The 24,159-nt window shown below is 72.5% G+C and carries 26 protein-coding genes, 1 tRNA gene and 2 pseudogenes; 14 read left to right on the forward strand and 15 right to left on the reverse strand.

The features are described 5' to 3' along the window. Positions 1-82 precede the first annotated feature (82 nt). Complete coding sequence (locus IGA62_RS21325; RefSeq protein WP_145819153.1) at positions 83-481, reverse strand: hypothetical protein; 399 nt, start codon at positions 479-481, stop codon at positions 83-85. A gap of 215 nt (positions 482-696) precedes the next feature. Here IGA62_RS21325 and IGA62_RS21330 point away from each other — a divergent pair, with 215 nt between their 5' ends. After that, a complete protein-coding gene (locus IGA62_RS21330; protein WP_377464262.1) occupies positions 697-1,104 on the forward strand; it encodes a hypothetical protein in 408 nt (135 codons plus the stop codon). Positions 1,105-1,162: 58 nt separating this feature from the next. Here the strand turns inward: IGA62_RS21330 and IGA62_RS21335 are convergent, their stop codons facing one another. Together IGA62_RS21335 and IGA62_RS21340 are read right to left on the reverse strand one after the other, a co-directional pair. Beyond that, positions 1,163-3,385, reverse strand: a complete 2,223-nt coding sequence (locus IGA62_RS21335) for a HelD family protein (RefSeq protein WP_232625118.1) — start codon at positions 3,383-3,385, stop codon at positions 1,163-1,165. A gap of 237 nt (positions 3,386-3,622) precedes the next feature. Then, positions 3,623-4,756: a LolA family protein gene (locus IGA62_RS21340; protein ID WP_145819151.1), complete on the reverse strand. Its 1,134-nt coding sequence runs from the start codon at positions 4,754-4,756 to the stop codon at positions 3,623-3,625. Between the two features lie 93 nt (positions 4,757-4,849). Here IGA62_RS21340 and IGA62_RS21345 point away from each other — a divergent pair, with 93 nt between their 5' ends. After that, positions 4,850-5,506 carry a response regulator transcription factor gene (locus IGA62_RS21345; RefSeq protein WP_145819150.1) on the forward strand — a complete coding sequence of 219 codons (657 nt, stop codon included), beginning with the start codon at positions 4,850-4,852 and terminating at the stop codon, positions 5,504-5,506. Then, positions 5,503-7,014, forward strand: coding sequence for a sensor histidine kinase (locus IGA62_RS21350; protein ID WP_190289193.1), 1,512 nt, complete (start codon positions 5,503-5,505; stop codon positions 7,012-7,014). The genes IGA62_RS21345 and IGA62_RS21350 overlap by 4 nt, the downstream gene beginning before the upstream one ends. A gap of 58 nt (positions 7,015-7,072) precedes the next feature. On the opposite strand, the gene IGA62_RS21355 is transcribed toward IGA62_RS21350, so the two are convergent. After that, positions 7,073-8,704 (reverse strand): tetratricopeptide repeat protein, encoded by a 1,632-nt coding sequence (locus tag IGA62_RS21355; protein ID WP_145819149.1) that lies wholly within the window; start codon positions 8,702-8,704, stop codon positions 7,073-7,075. Positions 8,705-8,761: 57 nt separating this feature from the next. Then, positions 8,762-9,235 (reverse strand): MarR family winged helix-turn-helix transcriptional regulator, encoded by a 474-nt coding sequence (locus tag IGA62_RS21360; RefSeq protein WP_145822090.1) that lies wholly within the window; start codon positions 9,233-9,235, stop codon positions 8,762-8,764. Between the two features lie 50 nt (positions 9,236-9,285). Here IGA62_RS21360 and IGA62_RS21365 point away from each other — a divergent pair, with 50 nt between their 5' ends. Both IGA62_RS21365 and IGA62_RS21370 read left to right on the forward strand, forming a co-directional pair. After that, on the forward strand, positions 9,286-9,807 hold the full coding sequence (locus IGA62_RS21365; RefSeq protein WP_145819148.1) for a VOC family protein: 522 nt from the start codon (positions 9,286-9,288) through the stop codon (positions 9,805-9,807). A 111-nt stretch (positions 9,808-9,918) separates the two neighbouring features. Beyond that, the gene (locus IGA62_RS21370; protein ID WP_145819147.1) at positions 9,919-10,857 is read left to right on the forward strand and encodes a hypothetical protein; all 939 of its coding nucleotides are present in this window, start codon (positions 9,919-9,921) and stop codon (positions 10,855-10,857) included. A 57-nt stretch (positions 10,858-10,914) separates the two neighbouring features. On the opposite strand, the gene IGA62_RS21375 is transcribed toward IGA62_RS21370, so the two are convergent. The 3 genes from IGA62_RS21375 to IGA62_RS21385 all read right to left on the reverse strand — a co-directional run bounded on the left by IGA62_RS21375 (position 10,915) and on the right by IGA62_RS21385 (position 12,582). After that, positions 10,915-11,100 (reverse strand): DUF4236 domain-containing protein, encoded by a 186-nt coding sequence (locus IGA62_RS21375; protein WP_088985195.1) that lies wholly within the window; start codon positions 11,098-11,100, stop codon positions 10,915-10,917. Between the two features lie 140 nt (positions 11,101-11,240). After that, positions 11,241-11,696: an RrF2 family transcriptional regulator gene (locus IGA62_RS21380; protein ID WP_145819146.1), complete on the reverse strand. Its 456-nt coding sequence runs from the start codon at positions 11,694-11,696 to the stop codon at positions 11,241-11,243. Positions 11,697-11,703: 7 nt separating this feature from the next. Then, complete coding sequence (locus IGA62_RS21385) at positions 11,704-12,582, reverse strand: helix-turn-helix transcriptional regulator (protein ID WP_145819145.1); 879 nt, start codon at positions 12,580-12,582, stop codon at positions 11,704-11,706. Between the two features lie 160 nt (positions 12,583-12,742). Between IGA62_RS21385 and IGA62_RS21390 the strand changes: the two genes are divergently transcribed. Then, positions 12,743-13,519, forward strand: coding sequence for an SDR family oxidoreductase (locus IGA62_RS21390; RefSeq protein ID WP_145819144.1), 777 nt, complete (start codon positions 12,743-12,745; stop codon positions 13,517-13,519). Between the two features lie 91 nt (positions 13,520-13,610). Here the strand turns inward: IGA62_RS21390 and IGA62_RS21395 are convergent, their stop codons facing one another. After that, on the reverse strand, positions 13,611-14,042 hold the full coding sequence (locus tag IGA62_RS21395) for an SsgA family sporulation/cell division regulator (protein WP_007457244.1): 432 nt from the start codon (positions 14,040-14,042) through the stop codon (positions 13,611-13,613). Positions 14,043-14,335: 293 nt separating this feature from the next. Here IGA62_RS21395 and IGA62_RS21400 point away from each other — a divergent pair, with 293 nt between their 5' ends. Together IGA62_RS21400 and IGA62_RS21405 are read left to right on the forward strand one after the other, a co-directional pair. Further along, a complete protein-coding gene (locus IGA62_RS21400) occupies positions 14,336-14,881 on the forward strand; it encodes a TIGR02611 family protein (RefSeq protein ID WP_145819143.1) in 546 nt (181 codons plus the stop codon). Between the two features lie 50 nt (positions 14,882-14,931). Then, positions 14,932-15,003: transfer RNA gene (locus IGA62_RS21405), tRNA-Val, on the forward strand. Positions 15,004-15,079: 76 nt separating this feature from the next. On the opposite strand, the pseudogene IGA62_RS21410 reads toward IGA62_RS21405, so the two are convergent. Further along, positions 15,080-15,361, reverse strand: a pseudogene (locus tag IGA62_RS21410) (site-specific integrase); the annotation flags it as partial. Positions 15,362-15,763: 402 nt separating this feature from the next. On the opposite strand from IGA62_RS21410, the gene IGA62_RS30630 reads away from it, so the two are divergent. The 3 genes from IGA62_RS30630 to IGA62_RS21420 all read left to right on the forward strand — a co-directional run bounded on the left by IGA62_RS30630 (position 15,764) and on the right by IGA62_RS21420 (position 17,671). Then, entirely contained in the window at positions 15,764-15,886 is a 123-nt protein-coding gene (locus IGA62_RS30630) for a hypothetical protein (RefSeq protein WP_269780455.1), read from the forward strand. A 125-nt stretch (positions 15,887-16,011) separates the two neighbouring features. Continuing rightward, positions 16,012-16,800 carry a class I SAM-dependent methyltransferase gene (locus IGA62_RS21415; protein WP_145819140.1) on the forward strand — a complete coding sequence of 263 codons (789 nt, stop codon included), beginning with the start codon at positions 16,012-16,014 and terminating at the stop codon, positions 16,798-16,800. A 175-nt stretch (positions 16,801-16,975) separates the two neighbouring features. Beyond that, on the forward strand, positions 16,976-17,671 hold the full coding sequence (locus IGA62_RS21420) for a hypothetical protein (RefSeq protein WP_332838450.1): 696 nt from the start codon (positions 16,976-16,978) through the stop codon (positions 17,669-17,671). Between the two features lie 181 nt (positions 17,672-17,852). Here the strand turns inward: IGA62_RS21420 and IGA62_RS21425 are convergent. Further along, positions 17,853-17,977, reverse strand: a pseudogene (locus tag IGA62_RS21425) (IS200/IS605 family transposase); the annotation flags it as partial. Here IGA62_RS21425 and IGA62_RS21430 point away from each other — a divergent pair. Next, a complete protein-coding gene (locus IGA62_RS21430) occupies positions 17,963-19,069 on the forward strand; it encodes an RNA-guided endonuclease InsQ/TnpB family protein (RefSeq protein ID WP_232624727.1) in 1,107 nt (368 codons plus the stop codon). The pseudogene IGA62_RS21425 and the gene IGA62_RS21430 sit on opposite strands and share 15 nt — an antisense overlap. Here the strand turns inward: IGA62_RS21430 and IGA62_RS21435 are convergent. Beyond that, positions 19,066-19,248 (reverse strand): hypothetical protein, encoded by a 183-nt coding sequence (locus tag IGA62_RS21435; protein ID WP_145819138.1) that lies wholly within the window; start codon positions 19,246-19,248, stop codon positions 19,066-19,068. The two genes, IGA62_RS21430 and IGA62_RS21435, sit on opposite strands and share 4 nt — an antisense overlap. A gap of 131 nt (positions 19,249-19,379) precedes the next feature. Here IGA62_RS21435 and IGA62_RS21440 point away from each other — a divergent pair, with 131 nt between their 5' ends. Then, a complete protein-coding gene (locus tag IGA62_RS21440) occupies positions 19,380-20,018 on the forward strand; it encodes a M23 family metallopeptidase (RefSeq protein ID WP_232624728.1) in 639 nt (212 codons plus the stop codon). Between the two features lie 49 nt (positions 20,019-20,067). On the opposite strand, the gene IGA62_RS21445 is transcribed toward IGA62_RS21440, so the two are convergent. The 3 genes from IGA62_RS21445 to IGA62_RS21455 form a co-directional block, all read right to left on the reverse strand. Continuing rightward, the gene (locus tag IGA62_RS21445; protein ID WP_145819137.1) at positions 20,068-21,282 is read right to left on the reverse strand and encodes a PP2C family protein-serine/threonine phosphatase; all 1,215 of its coding nucleotides are present in this window, start codon (positions 21,280-21,282) and stop codon (positions 20,068-20,070) included. Between the two features lie 84 nt (positions 21,283-21,366). Next, positions 21,367-23,001, reverse strand: a complete 1,635-nt coding sequence (locus IGA62_RS21450; RefSeq protein WP_145819136.1) for a class I SAM-dependent methyltransferase — start codon at positions 22,999-23,001, stop codon at positions 21,367-21,369. Between the two features lie 67 nt (positions 23,002-23,068). Beyond that, positions 23,069-23,464: a hypothetical protein gene (locus IGA62_RS21455; protein ID WP_145819135.1), complete on the reverse strand. Its 396-nt coding sequence runs from the start codon at positions 23,462-23,464 to the stop codon at positions 23,069-23,071. A gap of 92 nt (positions 23,465-23,556) precedes the next feature. On the opposite strand from IGA62_RS21455, the gene IGA62_RS21460 reads away from it, so the two are divergent. After that, positions 23,557-24,135 (forward strand): hypothetical protein, encoded by a 579-nt coding sequence (locus IGA62_RS21460; RefSeq protein WP_145819134.1) that lies wholly within the window; start codon positions 23,557-23,559, stop codon positions 24,133-24,135. Positions 24,136-24,159: the final 24 nt, after the last annotated feature.

The raw sequence follows: 24,159 nt of genomic DNA on the forward strand, positions 1-24,159 counted from the left end.
ACGGTGGCCTCCGGGGAACCCCCGGAGGCCACCGTCGCGGTGACGCCGGTCGACGACCGGCCGTACCGTTCATCCCGGTCGGTCAGTGCCGGGCGGTGCGCTCCGCGCCGCTGCGGAAGGCGCTTCCGGCCTTGGCCAGACCACGGCTACCCAGGTAACCGAGGGTCAGCAGCGTGACCATGAACCAGGCGTTGTCGGCCCGGAAGACGTCCACCCCGGTCGAGTTCCGTCCGACCAACTGGGAGGCGGCCAGGACACCGACCACGGCGGCGACGTAGACCCAGAACTCCGTGGTACGGAACGCGTTCTTCGTCTCCGTACCGGGTGCCTGCACGGCCTCGGAACGACCGTCGTGCATCGCCGCCATCGGACGCGTCGGTGCCTCCGCGACCGCGCGGTTCGGCATGTCCTGTCCCATCCTGGTCGGCATGTCCTGCGCCGGACGGTTGGCCGGCCTGGTGCTTGCAGCCTGCGTGCTCATCTTGTCCTCCTCGGATGCGATGAGTCCTGCACCCACACCCCACTCCGCGTTCCGGTCACGGGGCGGTACTTGGCGGGGCACCGCCTGGCTACCCGGTGTCGGTGGGCCAGTAACCCGCAGCTCCGGCCGGATGCCACCGACCCCGGCCCCCGACCGGCGCGTTTAGCCGGGCCGGGGTCGGGCAGGCAGCGGGTCACCGACATTTCTGCGAGGTGATCCACGTGTCCGAGCACATGCGCGAATCCGCCCGACGGACCGAGGAACGACTCCTCGCCGGGGTCTACGGCGAGGACGCCCTGAACGAGGTGAACTCGCCCCCGAGCGACATCCAGCGGGTGCTCCAGGAGGACGACCGGGGCGACCCGGCGCACGTACCGATCGACCCGGAGGTGCTGCGCGACGGCGGCCCGACCCGGGGCCAGGGAGCGGTCACCACCACCGGCGGCACCGCCGGGCCGGCGAGCGTACGGCGCATCGCCCGGCAGCCGGAACGGCACCCCGGCACGGTCGCCCCGACCACCACCGGGGACGCCACCACCGGTGGCCTGAGTACGCCGGCTGGCAGCGCGACCAGCGACCAGTCCTCCGCCGCCAGCCAGATCGGCGGCTTCACCGACGACTGACCCACGCCGGCCACCCCACCCCTCCGCGCGCCGCGCGGGTGGGGTGGGGTGGAGCGGCTCAGGGGGTGGGGACGAGGGTGGTGAGGCGCTGGGTGGCGCGGGTGAGGGCGACGTAGAGGTCACTCTCACCGCGAGGGGACTCGGCGACGATCGAGTCCGGGTCGACCAGCAGGACGGAGTCGAACTCCAGCCCCTTGGCCTGGGCGACGGTCAGCACCACGGTCTGGCTCTCCAGCTCCGGGTGCTCGCCCACCGCCGCCTCCGGCAGCGCCCCGCTCACCGCCGCGCCCAGCTCGTCGACGTGTCCGGCCGGCACGATCACGCCGAGCCGGCCGTCGCCGAGGCCGGCGACCTCCCGGGTGGCCACGTCGACCAGTTCGGCGGCGAGCCGCTCCCGGGCGACCGTCAGCGACCGGGGTTCGACACCGGTGCTGCGTACCGAGCGGGGCGGACGCAGTCCGGGGTCGATCCGGGCGAGCACGTCGGCGGCGACCGCCATGATCTCGGCCGGGGTGCGGTAGCTGACGGTCAACTCCGCCAACCGCCACCGGTCCGCCACGTACGGCTCCAGCGCCTCCCGCCAGGACGGGGTCCCGGCCAGCGCGCCGGTCTGCGCGACGTCCCCGACGATGGTCATCGACCGGCTCGGGCAGCGGCGCATCAGCAGCCGCCAGGCCATCGGCGACAGCTCCTGCGCCTCGTCCACGATGACGTGCCCGAAGGCCCAGTTCCGGTCGGCGGCGGCCCGTTCGGCGGTGGTCAGCGAGTCGCCGGTCTCCTGCCGGTCCAGCAGCCGGTCGGCGTCGAGCAGGTCGGTGACGCCGAGGATCTCGCCGCCGTCCGCCTCGTCCTCCACGTCGATGGAACGGGAACCCCGCCAGATCTCCAGCACGCCCTCGGCATATTCGCGGGCCTGCGCGCGGATGCGTTCCCGGCGGGCCGCCGCCGCCCGGTCGTCCTCGCCGAGCAGCTCGGCGGCCTCGTCGAGCAACGGTGCGTCGGAGGGGGCCCAGCCGCCCGGTTCGCGGTGCAGCAGTGCCCGTTCCGCCTCGTCGAGCATGGGCGCGGCGGTGGCGATCCGGTCCGGGGCGGCGAACAGGTCGGCGAGCAGGCGCTGCGGGGTCAGCACCGGCCAGAGTTCGTCCAGCACCGCCCGTACGCCCGGTTCCTCCCGCAGTTCCCGGCGGATCTCCGCGATGTCGGCCTCGTCGAGCAGGTTCTCCCCGCCCAGCGGGTCCGCGCCGATGCGGTCGGCCTCCTGGTCGGCGAGGGCATGGACGACCTCGATGTCGAACAGGGCACGGGCCAGGTTGTGCGGCCGGCCCGAACGGCGGGCCCGCTCGCGTGCCTCCCGGCACATCTGCGGGGTCAGCGTCAGCACGTCCCGCTGCTCCAGCTCGATCTCCAGCGGCTCGTCCGGCACCCGTTGCCGGTCCCGGACGGCGCCCGCGAGCACCTCGGTCATCACCAGCCGGCCCTTCAGCGCCGCCGTCCGGGCCGACTCGGCGCGGTGGGCGGTCACCCCGGGGAAGAGGTCACCGGGCGTGCGCAGCAGCACACCGGTCTCGGCCAGCGTGGGCAGCACCTGCGAGATGTAGCGCAGGAAGGTCGCGTTCGGCCCGACCAGCAGGACACCCCGACTGGAGAGTTCCCGGCGGTGGGTGTAGAGCAGGTACGCGGCGCGGTGCAGCGCGACCGCGGTCTTGCCGGTGCCCGGCCCGCCCTGCACGACGAGCACGCCACCCAGGTCGGCGCGGATCACCCGGTCCTGTTCGGCCTGGATCGTCTCGACGATGTCCCGCATCCGGCCGGTACGGCTGGCGTCCAGCGCCGCCAGCAGGGACGCCTCACCGGTCAGTTCCTCGTGCGCGGTGGGGGAGGCGCTGGCCAGGTCCAGGGTCTCGTCGTGCAACCCGACCACCTTGCGGTCCCGGGTCCGCAGGTGCCGACGACGGCGTACGCCCTGGGGGTTGGCCGCCGTGGCGAGGTAGAACGGCCGGGCGGCCGGCGCCCGCCAGTCCATCAGCAGCGGGTCGTAGTCGTCGCGGGTGTCGAAGATCCCGATCCGGCCGATGTAGTGGCGCGAGCCGTCGTCGGCGTCCAGCCGGCCGAAGCAGAGCCCCTGCTCGACGGCGGAGAACTGCTCCACCTGTTCGGCGTACATCCGCACGGCGGTGTCCCGCTGGGACCGGGCCTGCATGGTGCCACCGTCGCTGCGCAGCTCCTCGGCCAGCCGGTGGGCGGCCTGGTCCCGCAGCCCGTCCAGCCGGCGGTAGAGCATCGAGACGTACTCCTGCTCGCGACCGATCTCGTCGGTGTGCTGCTGCTCGTCGGACTGCGTTGACAAGCCCTCTCCCAATTCGCTAAGATAATGCTGAACGACCATTTTTAATGGTCGTTCTTTTTGTGTCTGAACTGAGAAAGATAGCGTGTCCGGGCGGTGCCGACCAAGTCCCGGGAAAGAACTCGCGTCACCGGAACGGGTTCCGGTGACGCGAGTCATGGTCGTTCGGACGGGTCAGCCGCGGGCGACCTCGTAGAGCCGCTCCGGCGTGACCAGGCCGGCGAGCACCCGCCCGTCGTCGGTCAGCAGCACGCTGAAGATCGTCCCGGAGAAGAGCCGACCGCTGCCCCAGGCCCCGCTGACCTTCGGCAGCTGGTTGAGCAGGTCCAGCCCGGCGGCGTCCGCCTTCTCCGGCTGGCTGGCGGGGGCGTCCTTCCCCGCCGGCCGGTCCGCCCCGGTGCCGGTCCGGGCGACCAGCACGGCGGCCCAGCCCTCACCGACCACGGTGGCGTCCCGGTCCTTCGCGTCGCCCGCCTTCCCCGGCGCGCTCCGCTCCGGCCGCGCCGGACGTGCGGGGGACTTCTCCTCGTTCACCTTCACGCCCGGCGGCGGGTTGAAGGTGAACTGGTCGGCGGCCGGGCGGCTGAAGTCGACCTGGGTGAAGGCCACCTCGATCGCCGGTGCGTCCCCCGCGTCGGCGAAGAGCTCGAAGCGCAGCGGCACGTGCTCCTTCGCGTCCAGCGCGATCCGCACCTGGTCGACCAGGGAGGCGGTGTCCCGCGGCTTGAGCACCAGCTCGTAGGCGTCCCGCCCGGCCACGGTTGCGGACCGGCCGACGCTGACCTCGGTGCTCGGGTCGATCGCGGCCAGTGCCCGGTCGGCGGCCTCGGCCGGCGTGACCGGCAGCTCCTGGTCGGCACCGGCCCGATGCCCGGCGTCGGCCGGCAGCGTCCGGTGGTACGCCTCGTTCTTCCTGCTGTTCCAGACCCACAGGTCGGTGCCGTTGCGGATCACGTCCCGCTCGCCCATGGTGTCCTTGAACGCGATCCGCGCCTTGTCCGGGCCGGAGTACCAGACCCGCATGGTGTGCGTACCGGCGACCAGGGCGGTCAGGTCCTCGCGGCGCTCCGCGACCTTGGCGACCAGTGGCGGCAGGCCGAGGTCGGCGCGCTGCACCACGGTGCCGGAGAGCCCCTCCAGCCGGGACGTCTGAAGGTCGACCAGGAGCTGGGCGGCGCTCCTCGGTGGCAGGCTCGGCTCGGCCTCGGCGGCGAACTGGCCGATCGCCGCGCCACCTCCGAGCAGGACGACCGTCGCGGCCGTCGGCACGACCCAGCGCAACGCCGGACGGCTTGTCAGAACAGACATGTGCACCTCCTTCCGCCATCCTGCCCGACGGATGCTGTGAAGGTGCTGAGGAGAACGAACCGGCGGGCGGCGCGGCGGTGGCACCCTTGACCCGTGCGACTGCTGGTGGTGGAGGACGAGACCCGGCTCGCCGGGACCCTGCAACGGGGGCTCCAGGCGGAGGGCTTCGCGGTCGACGTGGCGACCACCGGTCCGGCCGGGCTGGAGGCCGCCCGGCACGGTGGGTACGACGCGATGATCCTCGACGTGATGCTCCCCGGGCTCTCCGGCTACGAGCTGGTGCGTCGGCTCCGCGCCGAGGAGCACTGGCTGCCGGTGCTCATGCTCTCGGCCAAGGACGGCGAGTACGACCAGGCCGACGGGCTGGACTGCGGGGCCGACGACTACCTGACCAAGCCCTTCTCGTACGTGGTGCTGCTGGCCCGGCTGCGGGCTCTGCTGCGTCGGGGTGCGCCGCAACGTCCCGCCGTGCTGACCGTCGGCGAGCTGAGCCTCGATCCGGCCGGTCGGCGGGTGACCCGGGGCGACGTCGAGGTCGCCCTGACCGCCCGCGAGTTCGCCCTGCTGGACTACCTGATGCGCCGCCCCGGCGAGGTGGTCTCCAAGACCGAACTGCTCGACCACGTCTGGGACGCCAGCCTGGAGACCGCGCCGAACGCGGTGGAGGTGTACGTCGGCTACCTCCGCCGCAAGATCGGCCGGCACCACCTGGAGACGGTCCGGGGCGCCGGCTACCGCCTCACGCCATGACCCGACCGTCGGAGCGGGACCAGGACTCGGGGCCGGTCGGGGCGACCCGGGTGGGTGGCCGCGGGACGCGCCGTCCGCCCACCGTCGGACTGCGCGGTCGACTGACCCTGGTCAGCGTCCTCGGGCTGGCCGTCGGGCTGGCGGTGGGCGGGTTGGCGCTGCTCGGCGCGCTCGGCCACGTCCTGCAACGCAGCGTCGACGACGAGGCGTTCCGTACCGCCGACGCGGTGGCGCTGCTGGCCGCCGAGAACGCCCTGCCCGATCCGCTGCCGGTGGCCGCCGGTCAGGTGCGCGTCCAGGTGGTCGACCGGCAGGGGCGGGTCCGGGCCGCCTCGATCGACGCCGACCGGCTGGTGCCGATGCTGCCGGTGGACCGGATCGACCACTCCGCCCGGGACCGCACCTTCGTCCGGGGGGAACGGCTGGGGCTTCCCGGCCGGGTACGGGTGGTCAGCGTGCCGGCCGGTACGCCGTCCGAGCCGTTGACCGTCCTGGTCGGCAAGTCGATGGCGGACGTGACGCAGAGCGCCGAGGTGGTCCGGTTCGTCCTGCTGGTGAGCTTCCCGTTGCTGGTGGCGATCCTCGGCGGGGTGGCCTGGCGGGTGGTCGGGGCCACCCTGCGCCCGGTCGAGGCGCTGCGCAGCGGTGCCGAGGAGATCACCGGCCGGGCCGGTGGCGGGCGGCTGCCGGTGCCGGCGTCCCGCGACGAGATCCACCGGTTGGCGGTCACCCTGAACGACATGCTGGCCCGGTTGGAGGCGGCCCGGGCCCGGCAACGGGCGTTCCTCGCCGACGCCGCCCACGAGTTGCGCAGCCCGCTGACGAACATGCGTACCGAACTGGAGGTGGCCGGGCGGCTGGGGGAGCGGACCGACTGGCCGGCGGTGTCCCGGGACCTGCTCGCGGACACCGAACGGCTCAGCCGTCTCGTCGACGACCTGCTGCTGCTGGCCCGCCTGGACGAGGCCGGGAACACCGCCGCCGGGACGGTGGGCGCGGGCACCGCCGCCGGGCCCGGAGCCCCGGGTCGCGGGGCGGTGCGCGGGCGGCGGGCCACCGGACCGGTCGAGCTGGTCGAACTGGTCCGGGCCGTCGCCGCCCGCTTCCCGTCCCCTCCGGTACGCGTCCTGCCGGCGTCCGGACCCCGGTGGACGGTCGGCGACGCGGACGAACTGCACCGCGTCCTGACGAACCTCATCGACAACGCGGTCCGCCACTGCCGGAGCGCGGTCGTGATCGAGGTGACGGGCGACCCCGGAGCCGGCACCCACCTGGTCACCGTGACCGACGACGGGCCGGGCATTCCGGCCGCCGACCGGGAACGGGTCTTCGACCGGTTCACCCGGCTGGACGACGCCCGGGACCGGGACGCCGGAGGCGCGGGCCTGGGGCTGGCCATCGTCCGGGAACTCGTCCGGCTGCACGGCGGCACGGTGCGGCTGTCCGACGCGGGGCCGGGACTGCGTGTCTCGTTGCACCTGCCGGCCCTGCCGGACGCGGAGACCTGACCGGCCGGGACCGACCTCACCGGCGGGCGCGGAGGACCGCCCGGCCGGCCCGTCCCGGTCAGCCCCGCTTCGTGCAGACCGGCTTCGCCCGGCCGACGGTGTCCGCCGAGTGGACGACCGCCACCGTGAAGCAGTAGTCGGTGCCCCGGTCCAGCCCGTAGACGATGTAGTTGGTCGAGCCGGCGGGCAGCTCCTGGAAGGCACGTGGATCCTGCCCCACCCGGCCACCGGAGACCACCACCGGCCCCTCCGCCCCCGCCGGGTAGGTCCAGTTCAACGTGACGGTGTCCCGGTTGTCGCGCAGGGTGACCCCGCTGGGTGGGGCGCCGGGTGCCCCGCTGGCCGGTTTCGCGGTGCCGCCGGGCGTCGCGCTCGTGGCCGCCGCAGTGCCGGGGGCGGGTGGCGGCTGCCCCGCCGGCTCGTCGACCCGCGCCACCCCGGCGATCACCGCTCCCGTGCCGAGCAGCACCACGACCACCCCGGCGACGATCAGCGGCGCGAGCCGGCGGGACGGATCGGCCGGCGGGCGGGGCACGTGCACCGGCAGCCGCGAGCCGACCCGCACCGGCAGGTGGGCGACCCGGTGCACGCCCGGCGACTCCTCCGGATGCGGTCCGCCGGTGAGACCGACCACGGACGGCGGAAGCGGCGGCCCGGCCGGACCAGGGGTACCGGTCGGCTCGTCGGGACGGTTCACCGCCCCCTCCGGGGGCCACCAGTCGTCGCCGTCCGGGTCGTCGCCGTACCGGCCGGTGCCGGTGAACCGCTGGTCGTGCGCGTACGAGCGGTCGTCGGCGTCGGGCCGGTACCCGCTGCCGGCCGTCCACCCCTCGGGCTGGCCACCGGGGTGGGTGCGGAACCCGTCCGGCTCCGCCGGGTACGCGTCGCCGGTCGCGTCGGAGCGGTCGACCGGCTCCTCCGGTACGCGGGGACGGGGAACCGCCCCGTGCCCGGCGTCCTGCGGGTGGGCCGTCGGCTCGGCGTCGTCGACGTGGTCGCAGGTGTGGTCCGGGTTGGCGGCGGCCCGGGCCAGGCCGGCGACCTGGGCGGCGAGCGGGTCGTCCGGGCCCAGGTGCTGGCGGCACAGCTCCCGGGCCAGGGCCAGGTTGTCGTGCGCGTCGGCGAAGAGACCGCAGTCGCGCTGCATCGCGCCGAGCCGGGCCAGCATCTTGATCCCGCTGACGTGCCCGTCGCCGTACACCTCGCGGTGCAGCTCCCAGGCGTCCTGGAGGCGCTCCCGGGCGACCGTGCACTCGCCCCGGGCGTACTCGACGGTGGCCAGGTCGGCGTGCGCGGCGAGCACCCGCAGCGACTCGGGGCCGTCGAGTGCGGTCAGCTCGATGATCACTTCCTGGTACAGCCGGGCGGCGCGGGCGTAGCTGCCGACCCGGTGCAGCACCGCGGCGAGGGTCGCGGCGGCGGCGATGGTCCGCTGGTCGGACGATCCGTGGAGCCGGGTCAGCGCGGCGTACGCGAACGCCGCCCAGCCGCGCGCCGAGTGCGGTTCGCCGAGGGTGACCAGCACCCGGGCCTGGAGGCCGGCGGCCTCGGCCAGCTCGGGTGAGGCGTTCGCCGGGCGCGGGTCCGCGTCGGCCAGCGCGTCGGCGAGCAGCTCCTGGGCACCGGAGAGGTCGCCGGCGGCCACGAGCTGGTGCGCCTGGCCGGTCAGTTCACCGAAGGGGGAGGACACGCCTCATCGTGCGCATTCCGCGACGGTATGTACAAGACCCGTCAGGTGGCAGTTTGGTCAGGATAGTGGTCGATCGCCGCCCAGATGGTCCACGAGGGACTCGCTGATCCGGCGCAGCTGGTCGACCTGCGCCGGGCTCAGCGCGTCGAACAGGTGCCGGCGTACCCCCTCGACGTGACCGGGCGCGGCGGCGGCGAGCGCGGCGAAACCGGCGTCGGTGAGGACGGCGAGCTGGCCCCGCCGGTCGGTGGGGCAGTCCCGGCGGCGCACCCAGCCGGCCGCCTCGAGCCGGGCCACCGCGTGCGACAACCGGCTGCGCGAGGAGCCGCTGGCCAGGGCCAGGTCGGTCATCCGCAGCTCGCGCCCGGGAGCCTCGGAGAGCCGGACCAGGATCTCGTAGTACGCGTGCGGCATGCCCGCGTCGCGTTGCAGCTCACGGTCGAGCGTCTCCATCAGCGTCCGGGAGGCGGCCAGGAAAGCCCGCCAGGTGCGCTGCTCGTCGGGGTCCAACCAGCGGGTCATGACGCCCATCATACGGCAGATAGTTGAACGCTCAACAAAATGGCGGTACCGTGGTCGACATGGGAATCCACCGCCTCAACCACGCCGTCCTCTTCGTCCGCGACGTCGAGCGCAGCGTCGCCTTCTACCGCGACGTGCTCGGCTTCCGGCGGGTGCCGATGACCCCGGACGGGTTCACCGGCGCCGCCTTCCTCCAGGCGCCCGGCTCGACCAACGACCACGACCTCGGCCTCTTCGAGATCGGCGCGGCCGCCGGCCCGTCCGAGGCGGGCCGCCGTACCGTCGGCCTCTACCACCTGGCCTGGGAGGTCGACACCCTCGACGAGCTGGCCGTCACCGCCGAGCGGCTCACCGCTGCCGGCGCGCTGGTCGGCACGTCCGACCACGGCACCACCAAGAGCCTCTACGGCCGGGACCCGGACGGCCTGGAATTCGAGATCGTCTGGCTGGTTCCCGCCGACCGGCTCGACGACGCGGCGCTCGCCGCGCGTACCCGGATCGGCCGGCTCGACCTGGCCCGCGAGCGGCAGCGTTACGGCGGGCAGACCCGGGGCGGGGTCGGCGTCTCCGTCCCGGCCTGACGCGAGCCGTACCACCGGAGTCCGACCGGGTCGGGTCCGTCCACGAACCGCCCACTCCCCGCCGCCCTGCCCGTCCGGCCGACCGGCGAACCCGTCTGGTAGAACGGCAGGATGCCCGCCGACCCGACCGACGCCGTCCTGGGCGGGCTGGTCGCCCGTCTCCTCGACACCTGGTTGACCGGGGCGCTGCGCCGCTCCCGCCGGGTCACCCTCGCGCTGGTGTACGCGGGGCCGCCGGGCGACAGCGCCGAGACCGTCCTACGGGCGGTGGCCACCGCCGCCGACCGGGTACGCGGGCAGCGGCTCACGGTCGTGGTGCTCGCCGAGGACCCCGGACTGCCCGCCCGACTCGCCCCCCTGGCGGCGGGGCTCCCCGCCGAGGTGACCGTGCACCCCGTACCCGGAACCCCCGACCGGCTGCCGGTGGTGCTCAAGGCAGCCGGCGCGGCCGGGACGCCGCTGCTCACCGTCCTGGCCGACCCGGCGGGACAGGTGCTCGACACCCCGGCCGGTCGGGGCCTGCTCGCCGCCGCCACCGGTGGCCGTCCGGCCGACCTGCTCCTCGCCACCGGAACCGGCAGGGCCGGCGGTGCCGTCGAAGCCGGGACGGCCCGCGCCGCCGTGTCCCGGTTCCCGCTGGTCGCCGAGGTGGAGACGGTCCCCGTCGGGGACGCGCCGCCGTGGCTGTTCGCCCTCGGCACCAACTCCGACCGCAACCTCGAGGCGTTCAAGGACGCGATCTGGCGGGCCGGCGCGGCGGCCGGACTGCGCCACCGGGACGTCGACGGCACCCCGCGCGACCTCGACGCCGAGCCCGACCCGAGCGCTCTTTCCGACCTGCTCCGCGCCGAACTGGACCGCTGTGGTCCGCGTACGGTCACCGAGCTGCGCCGGCATGTGCTCACCGGGACCCCGTACCGGGCCGTCGACGCGCTCCGGGCACTGACCGTCCTGCTCGACGCGGGCACGGTGACCCGGTCCCCGGCCGACGGCCGGCTCGCCGGGGACGTGATCGTCCAACCGGCACCCGGCGACACGGGCGCCCACTGATGGCGCTCAGCCAGGGGGGTGCCGGTGGTTCACCGGCACCCCCCTGCACGTCGGGTGCTACGCCCGGGACCGGGACTTGTCCTGCTTCCAGGAGAGCGGGCCCGGCAGGTCGACCCGGTGCGCCCGGGCCTTGGAGTTCCAGGACCACCGGCCGAGCCGGACGGTCCACGAGGAGAAACCGTTCTCGGTGAAGTTGAGGACCAGGGGACCGTACTTCTTCCGCTTGCGGAACATCAGGCCCATGTCGGGGCCTCCCTTCATGACCAGCCGTCCGTGTTCGGTGTCGAACATGCCCGGAAGGCCGTTTCACGAAACCCGTGATCGTCCCACGGGGGAGTGCCGCCGGGGCCGACGGCGGAGCGGTCACCGGTCGCCCGGTGCCGTCAGCGCGGCTCCCAGGCCCCCGGCCGGGCGGTCAGCCGCCGCACGTGCGCCGGCAGTCTGCCGGTGGACAGGTCGGCCAGGCTCACCTCGTCGACGACCTGCCGGACGGCGGCCCGGACGGCCACCCAGAGACGGGGCAGGTTCTCCGCCGCGCCCAGGTACTCCGTCTCCTCCGGACGCATCCCCCGGACGCCGGCCAACGGTCCGTCCACCGCCCGCAGGATCGCCCCCACGGCGATCTCCCGTGGGGGCCGGGCCAGGGTGTAACCGCCCTCGGCCCCACGCTGGGCCCGGACGATGCCGGCCCGGCGCAGGTCCGCCAGGACGGCTTCGAGGAACTTGCGCGGCATGTCCTGCTCCGCGGCGATGGACTGGGTGGAGAGCAGCGAGGGGTACGCGGCGGCCAGGCTCAGCGCCGCCCGGATCGCGTAGTCGCCGCGTGCCGAGATTTGCACGATGCCATCATGCCCGGTCGGTCCAATGCGGTGGCCGGGGGCGGGCGATCCGGGCCGGAACGGCGACCCGCCCGCCGGTCGCCCGGAAGGCACCCGGACTCAGGCCGACCTCGCGGCTGAAGAAGCGACCGAAGTTCGTCGGCTCCGGGAAGCCGAGATACCGGCCGATCCGGGCGATCGGCTCGTCGGTCGCCGCGAGCAGTCGGCGGGCCTGCAACGCCACCCGTTCGTCGATGACCTGCTTGGCGCTGCGCCCGGTCATCGCCAGGCAGGCCCGGGTCAGGGTACGCACCGAGCAGCCCAGCCGGTCGGCGTAGTCCTCGACCCGGCGGGTGTACCGGTAGTGGTGCTCGACCTCGCGGCAGAGCCGCCGGAACGTGCGCGGCTCCGTCCCGGCGGCCGGGGCGGCGGTCAGCGTCAGGCGCAGCAGCAGGACGGCGAGCTGGTGCCGCAGCAGGCTCTCGCCGCCTGAGCCCCGGTGCCGGCGGCAGTCCACGACGAGCTGGCTGACCTCGTTGAGTACCGCCTCCTCGTCCTCACCGCCGAGCTGGGTGTGGGTCGGTACGGCGTCCGGGTCGACGTCCAGACCGTGCAGGGCACCGGGGCTCCACCGCACCACCACCGCGTCCAGCGCGTCGGTGCGACGCACCGCCTGCCCGGGACGGACCCGGAACATGGTGCCCGGCCGACAGGGGAACGGGCGGAAGTCGACTTCCAGGGTGCCGTGACCGCCGGTGACCAGAATCAGGTGGTCCGACCCGATCAGAACCGGTCGCCGCCACGCCGGGTCGGTATTGAGATCACCCAGGGTGATGGCCTGGATCCCGGTCGCGGCCGGCGCGGGAGCGGCGTCCGCAGCCGGGGCGAGTTGACCGGAAGAGACCATCACCAGCGACGGTAGCCCTCCGCACCGTCTCCCGCATGTCGACGCAGGGGACGTAGGGGATCGGCCGCCGCCCGGCAGGGGTCGGGGCGGTTAGGCTACCGGTCGGTAGCGCCCGGTCTGCCGGACGCGGGCGGACCCGCCGACTCGCGATGGGATGGACATGACGGATCTGTTCTCGGTCGAAGGCAAGACGGTCCTGGTCACCGGAGGTTCCCGGGGCATCGGGTTGATGATCGCCCGGGGCTTCGTCCAGGCCGGTGCCGAGGTGATCATCTCGTCCCGCAAGGCGGAGGTCTGCGAGCGCGTCGCCGCCGAGCTGTCCGCAGAGGGGCGGTGCACGGCGATTCCGGCCGACCTGGGCACCGACACCGGCGCGGAGGCGCTCGCCGCCGCTGTCCGGGAACGCACCTCCCGCCTCGACGTGCTGGTGAACAACGCCGGGGCCACCTGGGGCGCGCCGCTTCAGGCGTACCCGGAGAGCGCCTTCGACAAGCTCTGGGCGGTCAACGTCAAGGCGGTGTTCCGGCTCACCACCGCGCTGTTGCCCGTGCTGCGCGCGGCGGCCAGCGCCGACGACCCGGCCCGCGTCATCAACATCGGGTCGGTGGACGGCATCCGGGTGCCGCTGATGGAGGTGTACGCGTACTCGGCCACCAAGGCGGCCGTGCACATGCTGACCCGCAGCCTCGCCCACCAGCTCGCCGGTGAGCACGTCACGGTCAACGCGATCGCGCCCGGCCCGTTCGAGAGCAGGATGATGGCGTTCGCGCTGGACGACCCGGCCACCCGGGCCGGCATCGAGCAGCAGGTGCCGCTGGGCCGCATCGGTCGGCCCGAGGACATGGCCGGGACCGCGATCTACCTGGCCTCCCGCGCCGGGGCGTACCTGACCGGCGCGGTCATCCCGGTCGACGGGGGCATCACGACGCACGGCTGAGCGCGTGACCGGAACGTCGTGGCGTACCCCGGTGGTCGGTGGCAGGGCGCGCGCGGACTCGGCAGATCCGCGCGGCCCCGCCGGGCGTCGGTCAGCGACCGGCCAGCAACCGGTTCACCGCCGTGTCGACGTCCAGGTGCTCGGCCTCCCGGCCGCGTGGGACGACGACGTAGGTGCGGCGCAGGAAGCGCACCAGTACGCTGCGCGGCACCTCGAACAGGGCGTTGCCGTCGGGTGACGACAGCGCCAGCGCGACGAAGTCGCCGCGTGGGGTGGCCCAGGGCCACACCCGGACGTCGCCGATGCCGGCCGGCTCGTCGAGCCCGGTGACCAGCAGTTCACGGGCGAACGACCAGCTCACCGCCTCGCCGCCGGCAGATTCGGCATGGAACAGGACATGGACCGCATACGGGTCAGCAGGGTCGTAACGCAGACTGGCGCGCACCGGCAAGGCGGTGGCGTCAGGTGCGACGAGCCTTAGCGACGTCTCGACCTCTACGGTCGTCGGTCGGATGACACTCATGGACGTTCTCCCCCCGGCACCGCTGCGGAACGCGCGTGTTCCGCTTTTCCATACTCAGGCGCTCCTCATGGCTACGCTCCGCCATACGCTGACTTCACCCAGTGGTGGGAAGAGGGTCGGAAACGGCGTTAGAATGTGAAAATTCATGTACGATTTCCGGTTCTGCCCAGAACTTGGATCCCGCCCGGCATCGGGTGGTTCAGTCGTCGACTTACTCCGGTAACGTCCAGTCGTCGGTAGGAGTGACGGGCCGGGACGACACTGGGGGTGAGATGGTCGCGGAGCATTCCTCAATGGAGGCTGCGACCGGGCGTCGGTTGCCGGGTCCGGTGACCGGAAAGACCGGAAAGCGGGGGTACGGGGTGCCGGAGAACGGGCGTGGCCGTGACCGGCCGCGCGACCACGGTGCCAACGGCGCGGGGGGTGTGCGGACCGCCGAGCGGCGGGTCCGCTGGCGGCGTCTGCGGACGACCCTGGACCTGATCCGGGCCAATCCCACCGGCCGCATCGCGCTCAAGGTCTTCATCTCCGTGGCCGGGGCCCTGGTGGTCGCCGTCGGCGTGGTGCTCATCCCGCTGCCCGGCCCCGGCTGGCTGCTGGTGATCGCCGGGCTCGGCATCTGGGCGGTCGAGTTCCACTGGGCCAGGCGACTGCTCGGGTTCACCCGCCGGCACGTGCAACGCTGGACCAGATGGGTCACCAGTCGGTCGCTGCCGGTGCGCCTGGCCCTCGGCACGGTGGGCCTGCTCTTCGTCGGCGGGGTCGTCTGGCTCTCCCTCAAGGTGGGCCTCGGTATCGACGTCGTCGCCCGGTTGCTGCACTACCTCGCGACGAACTGACCCCGGATTCGCGGAGTCCGGACCCGATCAGGTACAGTCATGCGCGCTGAGGGCGATTAGCTCAGCGGGAGAGCGCTTCGTTCACACCGAAGAGGTCACTGGTTCGATCCCAGTATCGCCCACGTAGGTCAAAGGCCACTTCCCATCGAGGGAAGTGGCCTTTCTGCTACCCATGCAGCAGTTGAATACAGCAATACGTCAGTGGCTGAGGGAATCGCTGAGCCGTTTCAGGGCGTCGCGGGTCGCGGTGGACGAGACCTGGGTGTAGATCTCCATCGTCACGGAGAACCGGGCGTGCCGCAGGATCCGCATGGCGACCCGTGGGTGGACGTCCAGGTCGGCGAGGAGCGTGACCGCAGGTGCACCGTGGACGGTGATCGGCCGTATGCCGGCCCGGTCGCATCGGGTCTGCCAGGAACGCTGGGAGTTGCGCGGCTCGATCGGGGTGCCGTAGCGGGTGGTGAACACCAGGTCGGATTCCTGGCACGCCGTACCAGTTCAGAGCCATGATCAAGGCCCCGAGTCGGTGGGCGACGGACGAGTCGACCTGTACGCCGGATGCCGATCGCCCTCGATAGCTCTTAGCGTCGATGTATGAGTGGTGCTACGGCGGCATGGGGACTGCTCGCTGTCGGTTTGGTGGGTGGGCTTGCCGCCGCCGGCCTGCTGTTGCGTCGTCGCAGGCGTGCGGCTCTGCCGCAGGACCGGGCGGAAGTGATGCGGGCCGCGCGGGTTGCTACCCGCCAGATCGCGCAGGACCGGCGTCGAACCCAACGCGGCACTCTCCGTGGTAAGGGCGGCGGAGGGAACACGAGTCTTTCGCACGACGCCGCATACGGTAGCGATGGCGGGACGCCCAGTGGCATCTGACACTTACGGCCAGTGATCCGGGCGGGCCATCCAGGGTTCGTGCTCTACGGCGGCAGTGGGCTGCGCACGACGTACGGGCCGGAGGGGCTGCCGGTGCCCGGCGGTCCGCTCCTGCTCACCGTCACCGACGCCTGACCTGGCGGGTAAGGAACCGGCCAGGCGACCCGGCCGGCTCCTTCCTTGGTATCCCGTCAACAGGTTGACGATGCCCTGAGCAGAATGGCTCGCCTCCCGCCGACTGTTGCGGGCAGGCTGTCGGAATGGGAACGGACTTCAGTGGCGAGGTGGCTACGTACTACGCGAGGCACCGGCGTGGCTACCCGCCCGAGGTGCTCGACGCCCTCGTCGGAGCGTTCGGCCTCGGCGCCGCGGACACGGTGGTCGACCTCGGCTGCGGCACCGGTCAGCTGAGCCTCCCACTCGCCGCCCGGGCGGGGGCCGTCATCGGCGTGGACCCGTCGCCGGACATGCTGGCCATGGCCCGCCAGGCCGCCCTCAACGCCGCGAGAGTCAACGCTACGTGGCTGCTCGGTGCCGACAGCGATCTGCCCGCGCTGGGCCGGCTACTCGGCGAACGAACGATCGGGGCGCTGACCGTCGCTGTCGCCATCCATTTCATGGACCGCGACACACTGTTCCGGGCTGCCCGGCCGCTGCTGCGTCCCGGCGGCGGCGTCGCCGTGGTCACCAACGGCGCGCCGCTGTGGTTGCAGGACGCCGAGTGGTCTGCGGCACTGCGCGGGTGCCTGGAACGGCTGCTCGGGCACCCCGTCACGGCGACCTGCCAGACCGACGAGGCCGGACGCTGGCGCAACCAGGATGCTCTCGTTCGTGCCGGCTACCGATACGCGGAGTCGTTGGTGCAGTACGACGCACCGCTCACCGTTGACGACATGGTCGGTGGCGTCTTCTCCGCCATGTCGGCCGACCGACTGCCCTCCATGCAGGACCGAGCCGCGTTCACCTCCGAGGTCCACGACGCCCTCGGAGGACGCGACAAGGTCACCGAGCGAGTCCGTGTCTGGCTGCAGTTCGGCACGCCCGATTGAGAGCCGTACCTCTCCCAACTGCAGCCTCCCTACCTCCGCGACCTTGTCGTTCCACTCGTTGACGAGCCGCACCAGTCAGCACGCGCGCCGCGTCGGACCCGGCCGGGATCTCGGCTAGCATTGCCCCTTTCTGAGGCGGCTGCTGAGACGAGGCGACATGCGGTGGCTCCAGCAAATGCTGGGTAAGAAGCAGGTCCAGCACGATCCGGGCCGACAGGAAGCACTGCTCCAGGACGTCCGGCACCGGTTCGGCGCTCGGGTGCAGGTCCGGGTCTCCGAGCAGGTCGACGCGATCACGCGACTGCTGGACGGCGACGACGGTCTGTCCGTGGCGGCCCGGGTCCTGCACGAGTTCGCCGAGGACGCCCACACGGACCTCCTCGCCCAGGCCTACGAACTGCACCGGCGCACCGGTCGTCGGCTGATCGTCGACCGCCGGAACTACCGGCCGTTGTGGAGGGAGGCCGCGCCGGCGCTGCGGTGGTCCCTGTTCGAGCTGCCGTCCGGCTTCCATCCGTACGTGCAGGTGGCGGCGGCGGTCACGGTCGTCGGCAGCGGGGCATCCCGGTACGTGGAGACGACCGATCCGAAACCGGTGCTGACCCACCTGTTCGAGGTGCTCGACCTCACCATCGTCGGCTGGGAGTACGGCCGGGTGCGGGTGGACACCGAGGCGGCGACCCTGGCGTACCGGCTGATCATGGCCGCCCGGGACATCCGCGCGGCCATGGGTGATCCGCCTCCGCTGCCGCCCCCGGTCCGGGAGCTGATGCGCCGCAACAACACCGTCGACGTCCTCGACCCGGCCGGCAGCCGGGTGGTCGGCGGGTTCAATCCGGGCGCGGAGATGCGAGCGGCCCTCCTGGCCTGAGTGGGCGGACCGCGACGTCCCGGAACTCTCCCGTGTGCCCGCAACGAACCACCTGGTCCGGTTCCGTGGTCATCGGGTGTCTTCCGTGGAATCCCCCGGCTTTAGCCGTGGGGAGGAAACGGAATTCCTGCGGAGCAGGTCAGGGATAGCCCATTCGTCGCCAAGGCGGATGGGCGTCTGGTCACACGTTGCGTTGGTTCTCGACATACCTCTTGATCACCTCCACAGTGGCGCCGCCGGTCGTGGCGACGAAGTACGAGTTGGTCCAAGGGTCGGCATCCGGGACTTGAGGTGCGGGAACTCCTGAAGCCGACGTTCGGGAAGCTGTCGAAGCTGCTGACCGAGGCCCGCAGCCGTCATGCCTGGCTGCGCGAGGGATCGCAGGTCGCACAGCAGCAGACACTGCGCACCTATGGTGCCGCCCTGGACCACTCGTTCAAGGTCAAGGGCCGGGGCCGACCGAAGGTCAAGCGACTCAAGGACTCGCTGCCGACCCTGGAGTACACCACCCGCGGCTTCCGGATCAAAGACGGCCGGCTGTGCCTGCCGGGCACGGTGACCGTTCCGGTCGTCTGGTCGCGGGAACTGCCGTCCGAGCCGACCAGCGTGCGCGTCTACCAGGACACCCTCGGCCACTGGTACGCCTCGTTCGTGGTCCGCCGTGAGATCACCACCGCACCCGAGTCGGACTCGCCGGGTATCGGCGTCGACTGGGGCGTCAAGACCACCGCCGCCACGACCGACCCGGCGTTCGACCTGCCGCACCTCGGCCATCGCCGCCGGTGCGCCGCCGAGATGGCCAAGGCCCAGCGCGAGATGGCCCGCCGCCGTCGTCCCAAGGGACACGCCCCGTCGAAGGGCTACCAGACCGCAAAGCGGCAGGCCGCCCGGGTCGCGAAGAAGGCCGCCCGACAGAACACCCACGACGCCCGCGTCTGGGCCAAGAACGTCACTGACCACCACGCGCTGATCGCGGTCGAGGACTTCAAGCCGAAACTCCTCGCCCGCACCACGATGGCCCGCAAAGCGGCCGACGCGGCGATCGGCGCATGTAAGAAAGAACTGATCGAGTGTGGTACGCGGGCGGGCCGCAAGGTGGTGCTGGTACCGCCCGCCTACACTACGATGACCTGCTCCGAGTGCGGTGAGAGAGCCAATCTTCGCCTCGGACTGGGTATCCGTACCTTCGAGTGCGCGGCATGCGGCTATACCGCATGCCGCGACCGAAACGCCGCGAGGACGCTCCTCGCCACGGCCGAACGCGACCGTGCCAGTGCCGACGACGTAAGACATCTGATCGCCTCCTTCCGGGACGGTGGATCAGGTGCGGTCCGAGCTGGGAATCCAGGGCCTGGCCCCGGAGGAAAATGCCCCGGATTTATCCGTGGGGATCGTTAATCGCTGAGGAGCACCACCGACGCGGAGTACTGGGCCGGCACGGAGATGACCGCGGAGTCGATGGTGTCCAGGCCACCTTCGATCCACCGGGTGAGGAACCGCACGAACTCGTCGCCGCAGCCCGCCTGCCGGTAGGCAGACAGCGCCTCTCGTCGTACGAGAGCACCCGGTCGGACCATGGCCATCCACTGTAGAAGTCGTCACCGGCCGATCACCAATAGTGGTGAATCGGGCGGAGGGCCGAACCGACCGGAGAGTGCACTCCTGGTGCGGGCCGCGCGTCTTGCCGCTGTCTGGCATCCTCGGAGCGGTGACCGGCCAACCGCCCCGACCGCGTAGTCACCGTCCCCGCCGGAGCCGCCTCGTCCTCGTCGTCCTGGCGCTCGGCGCGTTGGCGGCCCTGGTCGCCGTCGCCGTGGTCGTCGTGCCGCTCGTTCGGCCGCCGGGGCCGCGTCCGCTGTTCCAACTTCCTGTCGCGTGCGGCGAGACCTGGCAGCTCGGCACCTACCCCGGACACGACGACTACGACGTCGACCTGTTCCCCATCGAGGGGGAGGCGTGGGGGAGGCCGGTGCTCGCGTCCTACGGCGGCCGGGTCACCGAGGCGGGCGTCAACGGCTCGGTGGGTGGCCGTACCCCGGAGGACCCGGAGGGTCCGCGCGGGCGGGGCGGCGGTTACTGGGTGAAGATCGACCACGGTGGCCGGTGGGAGACGCAGTACCTCCACCTGCTCGAACCGCCCATGGTCGAGGTCGGTCAGCGGGTCGAGCAGGGCGAGCAGATCGGCAAGGTCGGCAGCACCGGCAACTCCGGTGCCCCGCACCTGCACTACGAGCAGCGGCGGGGCTGGGAGAAGGTGGAAGCCCACTTCGACGGGGTGCCGTCCGGCATCACCCACGACGACACCGAGTACACGGTCCGGCGGACCAGCAACAACTGCGGCGGGTAGCTCCGGCGGCCGGGGGCGGGGGCGCGCAGCCGGTCTTGCCGCGTGCTTCCTAGACCGGGAGTCTCCGCACCGCCAGCAGGGCGATGTCGTCGGTCGGGTGTTCGACGTCGAGGGTCGCCATCACGGTCGCACACACGGTTTCGACGGGGGCCAGCGGGATGGCGGCCATCAGCCGGGCGACACCGGCGTCGTACACCTCACCGCGCCGCTCGACCAGCCCGTCGGTGTAGGAGACCAGGACCGTGCCGGGCAGGAAGTCGACCCGGGTGGTGTGCCGTTTGGGCAGCAGGCGCCCGATGCCGAGCGGGGGGTCGATGTGCACCTCGAGTACGGTGTTCGGCCGACCCGGTACGGCCAGGACCGGGCGGGGGTGACCGGCCAGGGAGACGTGCATGGCGGAACCGTCGGGGGAGATCATCGCGTAGAGCGCGGTGGTCAGGTTGCCGGCCTCGAAGTGGACCACCTTCCGGTCGAGCAGGGTCAGCGCCTCGGCCGGGTCGTCGCAGACCAGGGCGTACGCCCGCAGGGCGCTGCGGACCCGTCCCATCACCACCGCGGACTGGAGTCCGTGACCCGACACGTCGCCCACGACCATGCCCAGCCAGCCCGAGGGGAGTGTGAAGACGTCGTACCAGTCACCGCCCACGCCCGAGGCATGACCCGGCACGTACCGACCGGCGAGTTCGAGACCGGGTACGTCGGGCAGTTCGGTGGGGATCAGGCTGCGTTGCAGCGCGAGCGCGGCGTTCTGGTCCAGGCTGTTCTCGCGGGCGGGAAGGGCCAGCCGGACGCGGTCGGCGACCAGTTCGAGGAGGCGGATGTCGTCGGCGGTGAAACGACGTGGCGTGAGGGTGCCGACGTGCAGGACGCCGACGAGGTCGTCGCGTTCGATGATCGGCACGCCGAGCAGGGACTGAACACCGGTGTGCAGCAGGACCGGGTTGACGACCGTGTCGGGGGCGACGCGGTCGACGACCACCGGTCGCCGGGTGAGGGCGATCCGGCCGGCGAACCCCCGGCCGACCGAGACGCGGAAGCCCTGCCGGATCTCCTCCTCCAGCCCTCTGGCCGCGGTGGCCACGAGTTGCTGGGCGCGGGTGTCGAGCAGCAGGATGGCGGCGGTGTCGACCTTGAGCAGTTCGCGGACCCGGTCGAGCAGTTCGTCGAAGAGATCGGCGGCGTCGAGGCGGGACAGGGTGGCATCGGTCACCGCCTCGATGCGGCGCAACCGCTGCTCGTCGCCCAGAGCCTTTCCGCGAACCATCCCCGGATCGTAGTTGCACCATGGCAACGTCCGTGCGGGCCGTCACGACAAAAGGCGTTGGCAGGGGACCCCTGCCACCGCCCGTCAGGTGTTGACCGGGCGGCGGGCGACCAGGAAGACGTGGGTGACCGGCCAGTCCAGCGACTGGCCGTCGATGGTGGACAGCGAGGCGACCGGGGCGAGACGGTTGGTGACGATCCAGTCGTTGCGGCTCGGGCCGCTGGCCGGGTCGACCTCGAAGCCGACGTCGGCGAGGAGCGCCTTCCAGTCGGCGTACTCCAGGCCGCAGAACTGCTCCCGGGTCTCCGACAGCCAGTTGTCGGTGTAGTCCTTGCGGGTGAGGAAGTCCATCGCGTCGCCGAGCGTCAACTCGACGACGGCCCCGGCCGGGGCCGTCCCGGAGTCCGTCTGGCGCGCATCTGTCCTGCCGGGGGCCGTGTCCGCCGCGTCAGGCACGGGACGGTAGGTGAACGGGAACCGGTAGTCGACGGCGAACTGGTCCAGCCGGGCCCGGGTCGACAGGCCTCCGACGTACGCCGCCACCTCCTCCGGTGGGAGGGACGCCAGGTCGGTCCGGGGCTGCGCCGGGTTCGTGCCGTCCTCGGTGAACAGGCGTAACCGCACCGTCCGGTCCCGGCCGTCCGGCCCGCACACGTCACTGTTGATCCACACCCCGCCGGGTACGGTGTGGTCGTAGATGGCCTGCACGAACCGGCGCAGCGACGCCATCCGTTCGCCGTACGACCAGATCTCGTGGGTCAGCGCGAAGGTCAGCGTGGTGTCCACCGAACGCGGCGCGAACACCGCCCCGCCGAGCACGTTGCGGCGGTAGAAGAAGACGTTCGGGTTGGTGAAGAAGCCCTGCGCCTTCTTGTGCACGCACTCCTCGAACAGGTGCCGGGCCACCTCGACGCCGATCAGGTCGCTCTCCCGCAGCGCCGGTTCCCGGTCGGCCAGTTCCAGCACGGCTCCCGCGCCGCAGCCGACGTCGACGATCCGTCCCGGCCGTACGTGTTCCCGGACCGCCGACCACTTGCGCTGCGCGGCGTCGGCGAACGCCTCGGCGTACGTCCGGTAGTCCCGGGTGGCGGTCAGCCCGCCCTCGTCGCCGACCACCGGGTCGTTGACCACCGCCCGCACCAGGTCGTCCAGCCGGTAGCGGCGGTACACGTCGATGGTCGCCGGGTGGGCCAGTTCCCGCCAGGTCGGATCACCGGCGGCCAGCCGCAGCAGCACGTCCCAGGGCCGGGCGGGGGTCGGCTCGGCGTCGGCCTCCACCCCGGCGATGGCGAAGCCGAGCCGCTCGTACATCGCGGCCACCTCCGGTGTGGAACAGGCCACCACCGTGTCGGCCGGGGTCAGCTCCCGTCCGGTCGCCGCCGCCACGTTCTTCAGGGTCACCTCGGCGAACCGGTCGGTCGCGGCGGTGTCGAAGACCGGCACCACCACCGAGCGGAGCCCGGTGAGCACGCTGAACCGCTCGATCGCCGCCTCCCGTCGGTGGTAGGGGACCGGGTTGCGCCGGGTGTTCTCGTGGTTGGCCGAGGTGACCGCCCAGATCACGGTGGCCCCGCCACCGTCGCCGGTCGCCTGGTCGGCAGCCCCGTCGACGCCGTCGGTCGGGGCGGTGTCACCGTCGGTGGCGAGCCGGCGGAGATAGTCGGCCTGGAACCGGGTCAGCAGGTGGTGGCGGCCCGGAAAGAGCAGGTAGCGGGGCATGCGACGTTCCTAGCCGACGCGCCTCGGGGCGGTCCCGGCGGGGTGCCGGCCGACCCGGCGGGTGGGATCACCAGTCACGCCAGCGGTCGGTCAGCTCGGACCTGTCCCGTCCCTGACGCGCCATGAGCGCGCCGACGTCGACACCCGCCGAGGTCAGGACCCGGTCGACGTGCTCGCAGAGTTCCTCCCGCTCGCCGGTCTCGATCACCCCGTGCGTCTCGTCGATGTCGTTCAGCGCCGTGACGACCCGCTCGACGGTGGCGAGGACCTCCTCGTCGGACGGGTCCCGCAGTGCGGCGACCTCCGCCTCGTACCGGTCGAAGGCGGTGTCGGCGGCGGCGGTGAACGCCTCCGGCCAGTGGTGCACGGCGTAGGCGTCCTCCTCGGCGAGCGTTCCCGCCGCGATGCTGTCGCGCTGCTCACGGACCTTGGCAATCCATCGGGCGGTGGGGCGTGTGATCATGGGCGGCAGGGTAGCGGGGCCGTCCGACACCAGGACGCCGGACCGGTTCGAGGACCGGGGTGTGGTTCCCCGGCTGTGGTTGGATCACCCGCATGAGCCCTTCGCTGCCCCGGTTCGGTGACGACTCCGTGCGGATGTGGGTCACCGCCGTGCCGGCGGTCGGGCCGGACGAGGTGAACATCGTGCTCGGTGTCGACATCCTGGGCGGTGTCGACGAGCAGCTTGCCGGTGCCCTGTTCAACTACGGTCACGAGGGCGAGGAGGGGGTTTTCTACCTGCTCCCCGGAGACCTGTGGGCCCGGGCCGAGGTCGTCGGAGACCGGCTCGTGGTCCGACTGGTGACGTCCGCGCAGCGGGTCACCGAAGCGGTGCGGCACCTCGACGAGGAGTTCCGCCGGATCGTCACGGGCCTGGCGTCGGAGGAACTCCCGGACGGCCGGGTCACCGTGCTGCGCCGCGAGATCGTGATCGACCCGGCGGCCCTGGCCGACCAGGTGGGGCTGCTGCCCGGTCCCGGCCACCGGGCCGCGCTGAGCCCCGAGGGCGACCCCTGCGGGGACCGGCTGCGTCCCGTCCTGGCCATCGATCACGAGGGGCCGGCGACGCTGGAACGGCTCGTCGCGGCTCTCGGTGACGACGAGGCCAGCGTCATGGTGGTCGGCGCGGACTGACCGGGCCGGTCCGGAGCGGCCATG

The organism is Micromonospora sagamiensis (assembly GCF_014680085.1).
In the GTDB taxonomy this organism is placed as follows: domain Bacteria; phylum Actinomycetota; class Actinomycetes; order Mycobacteriales; family Micromonosporaceae; genus Micromonospora; species Micromonospora inyonensis.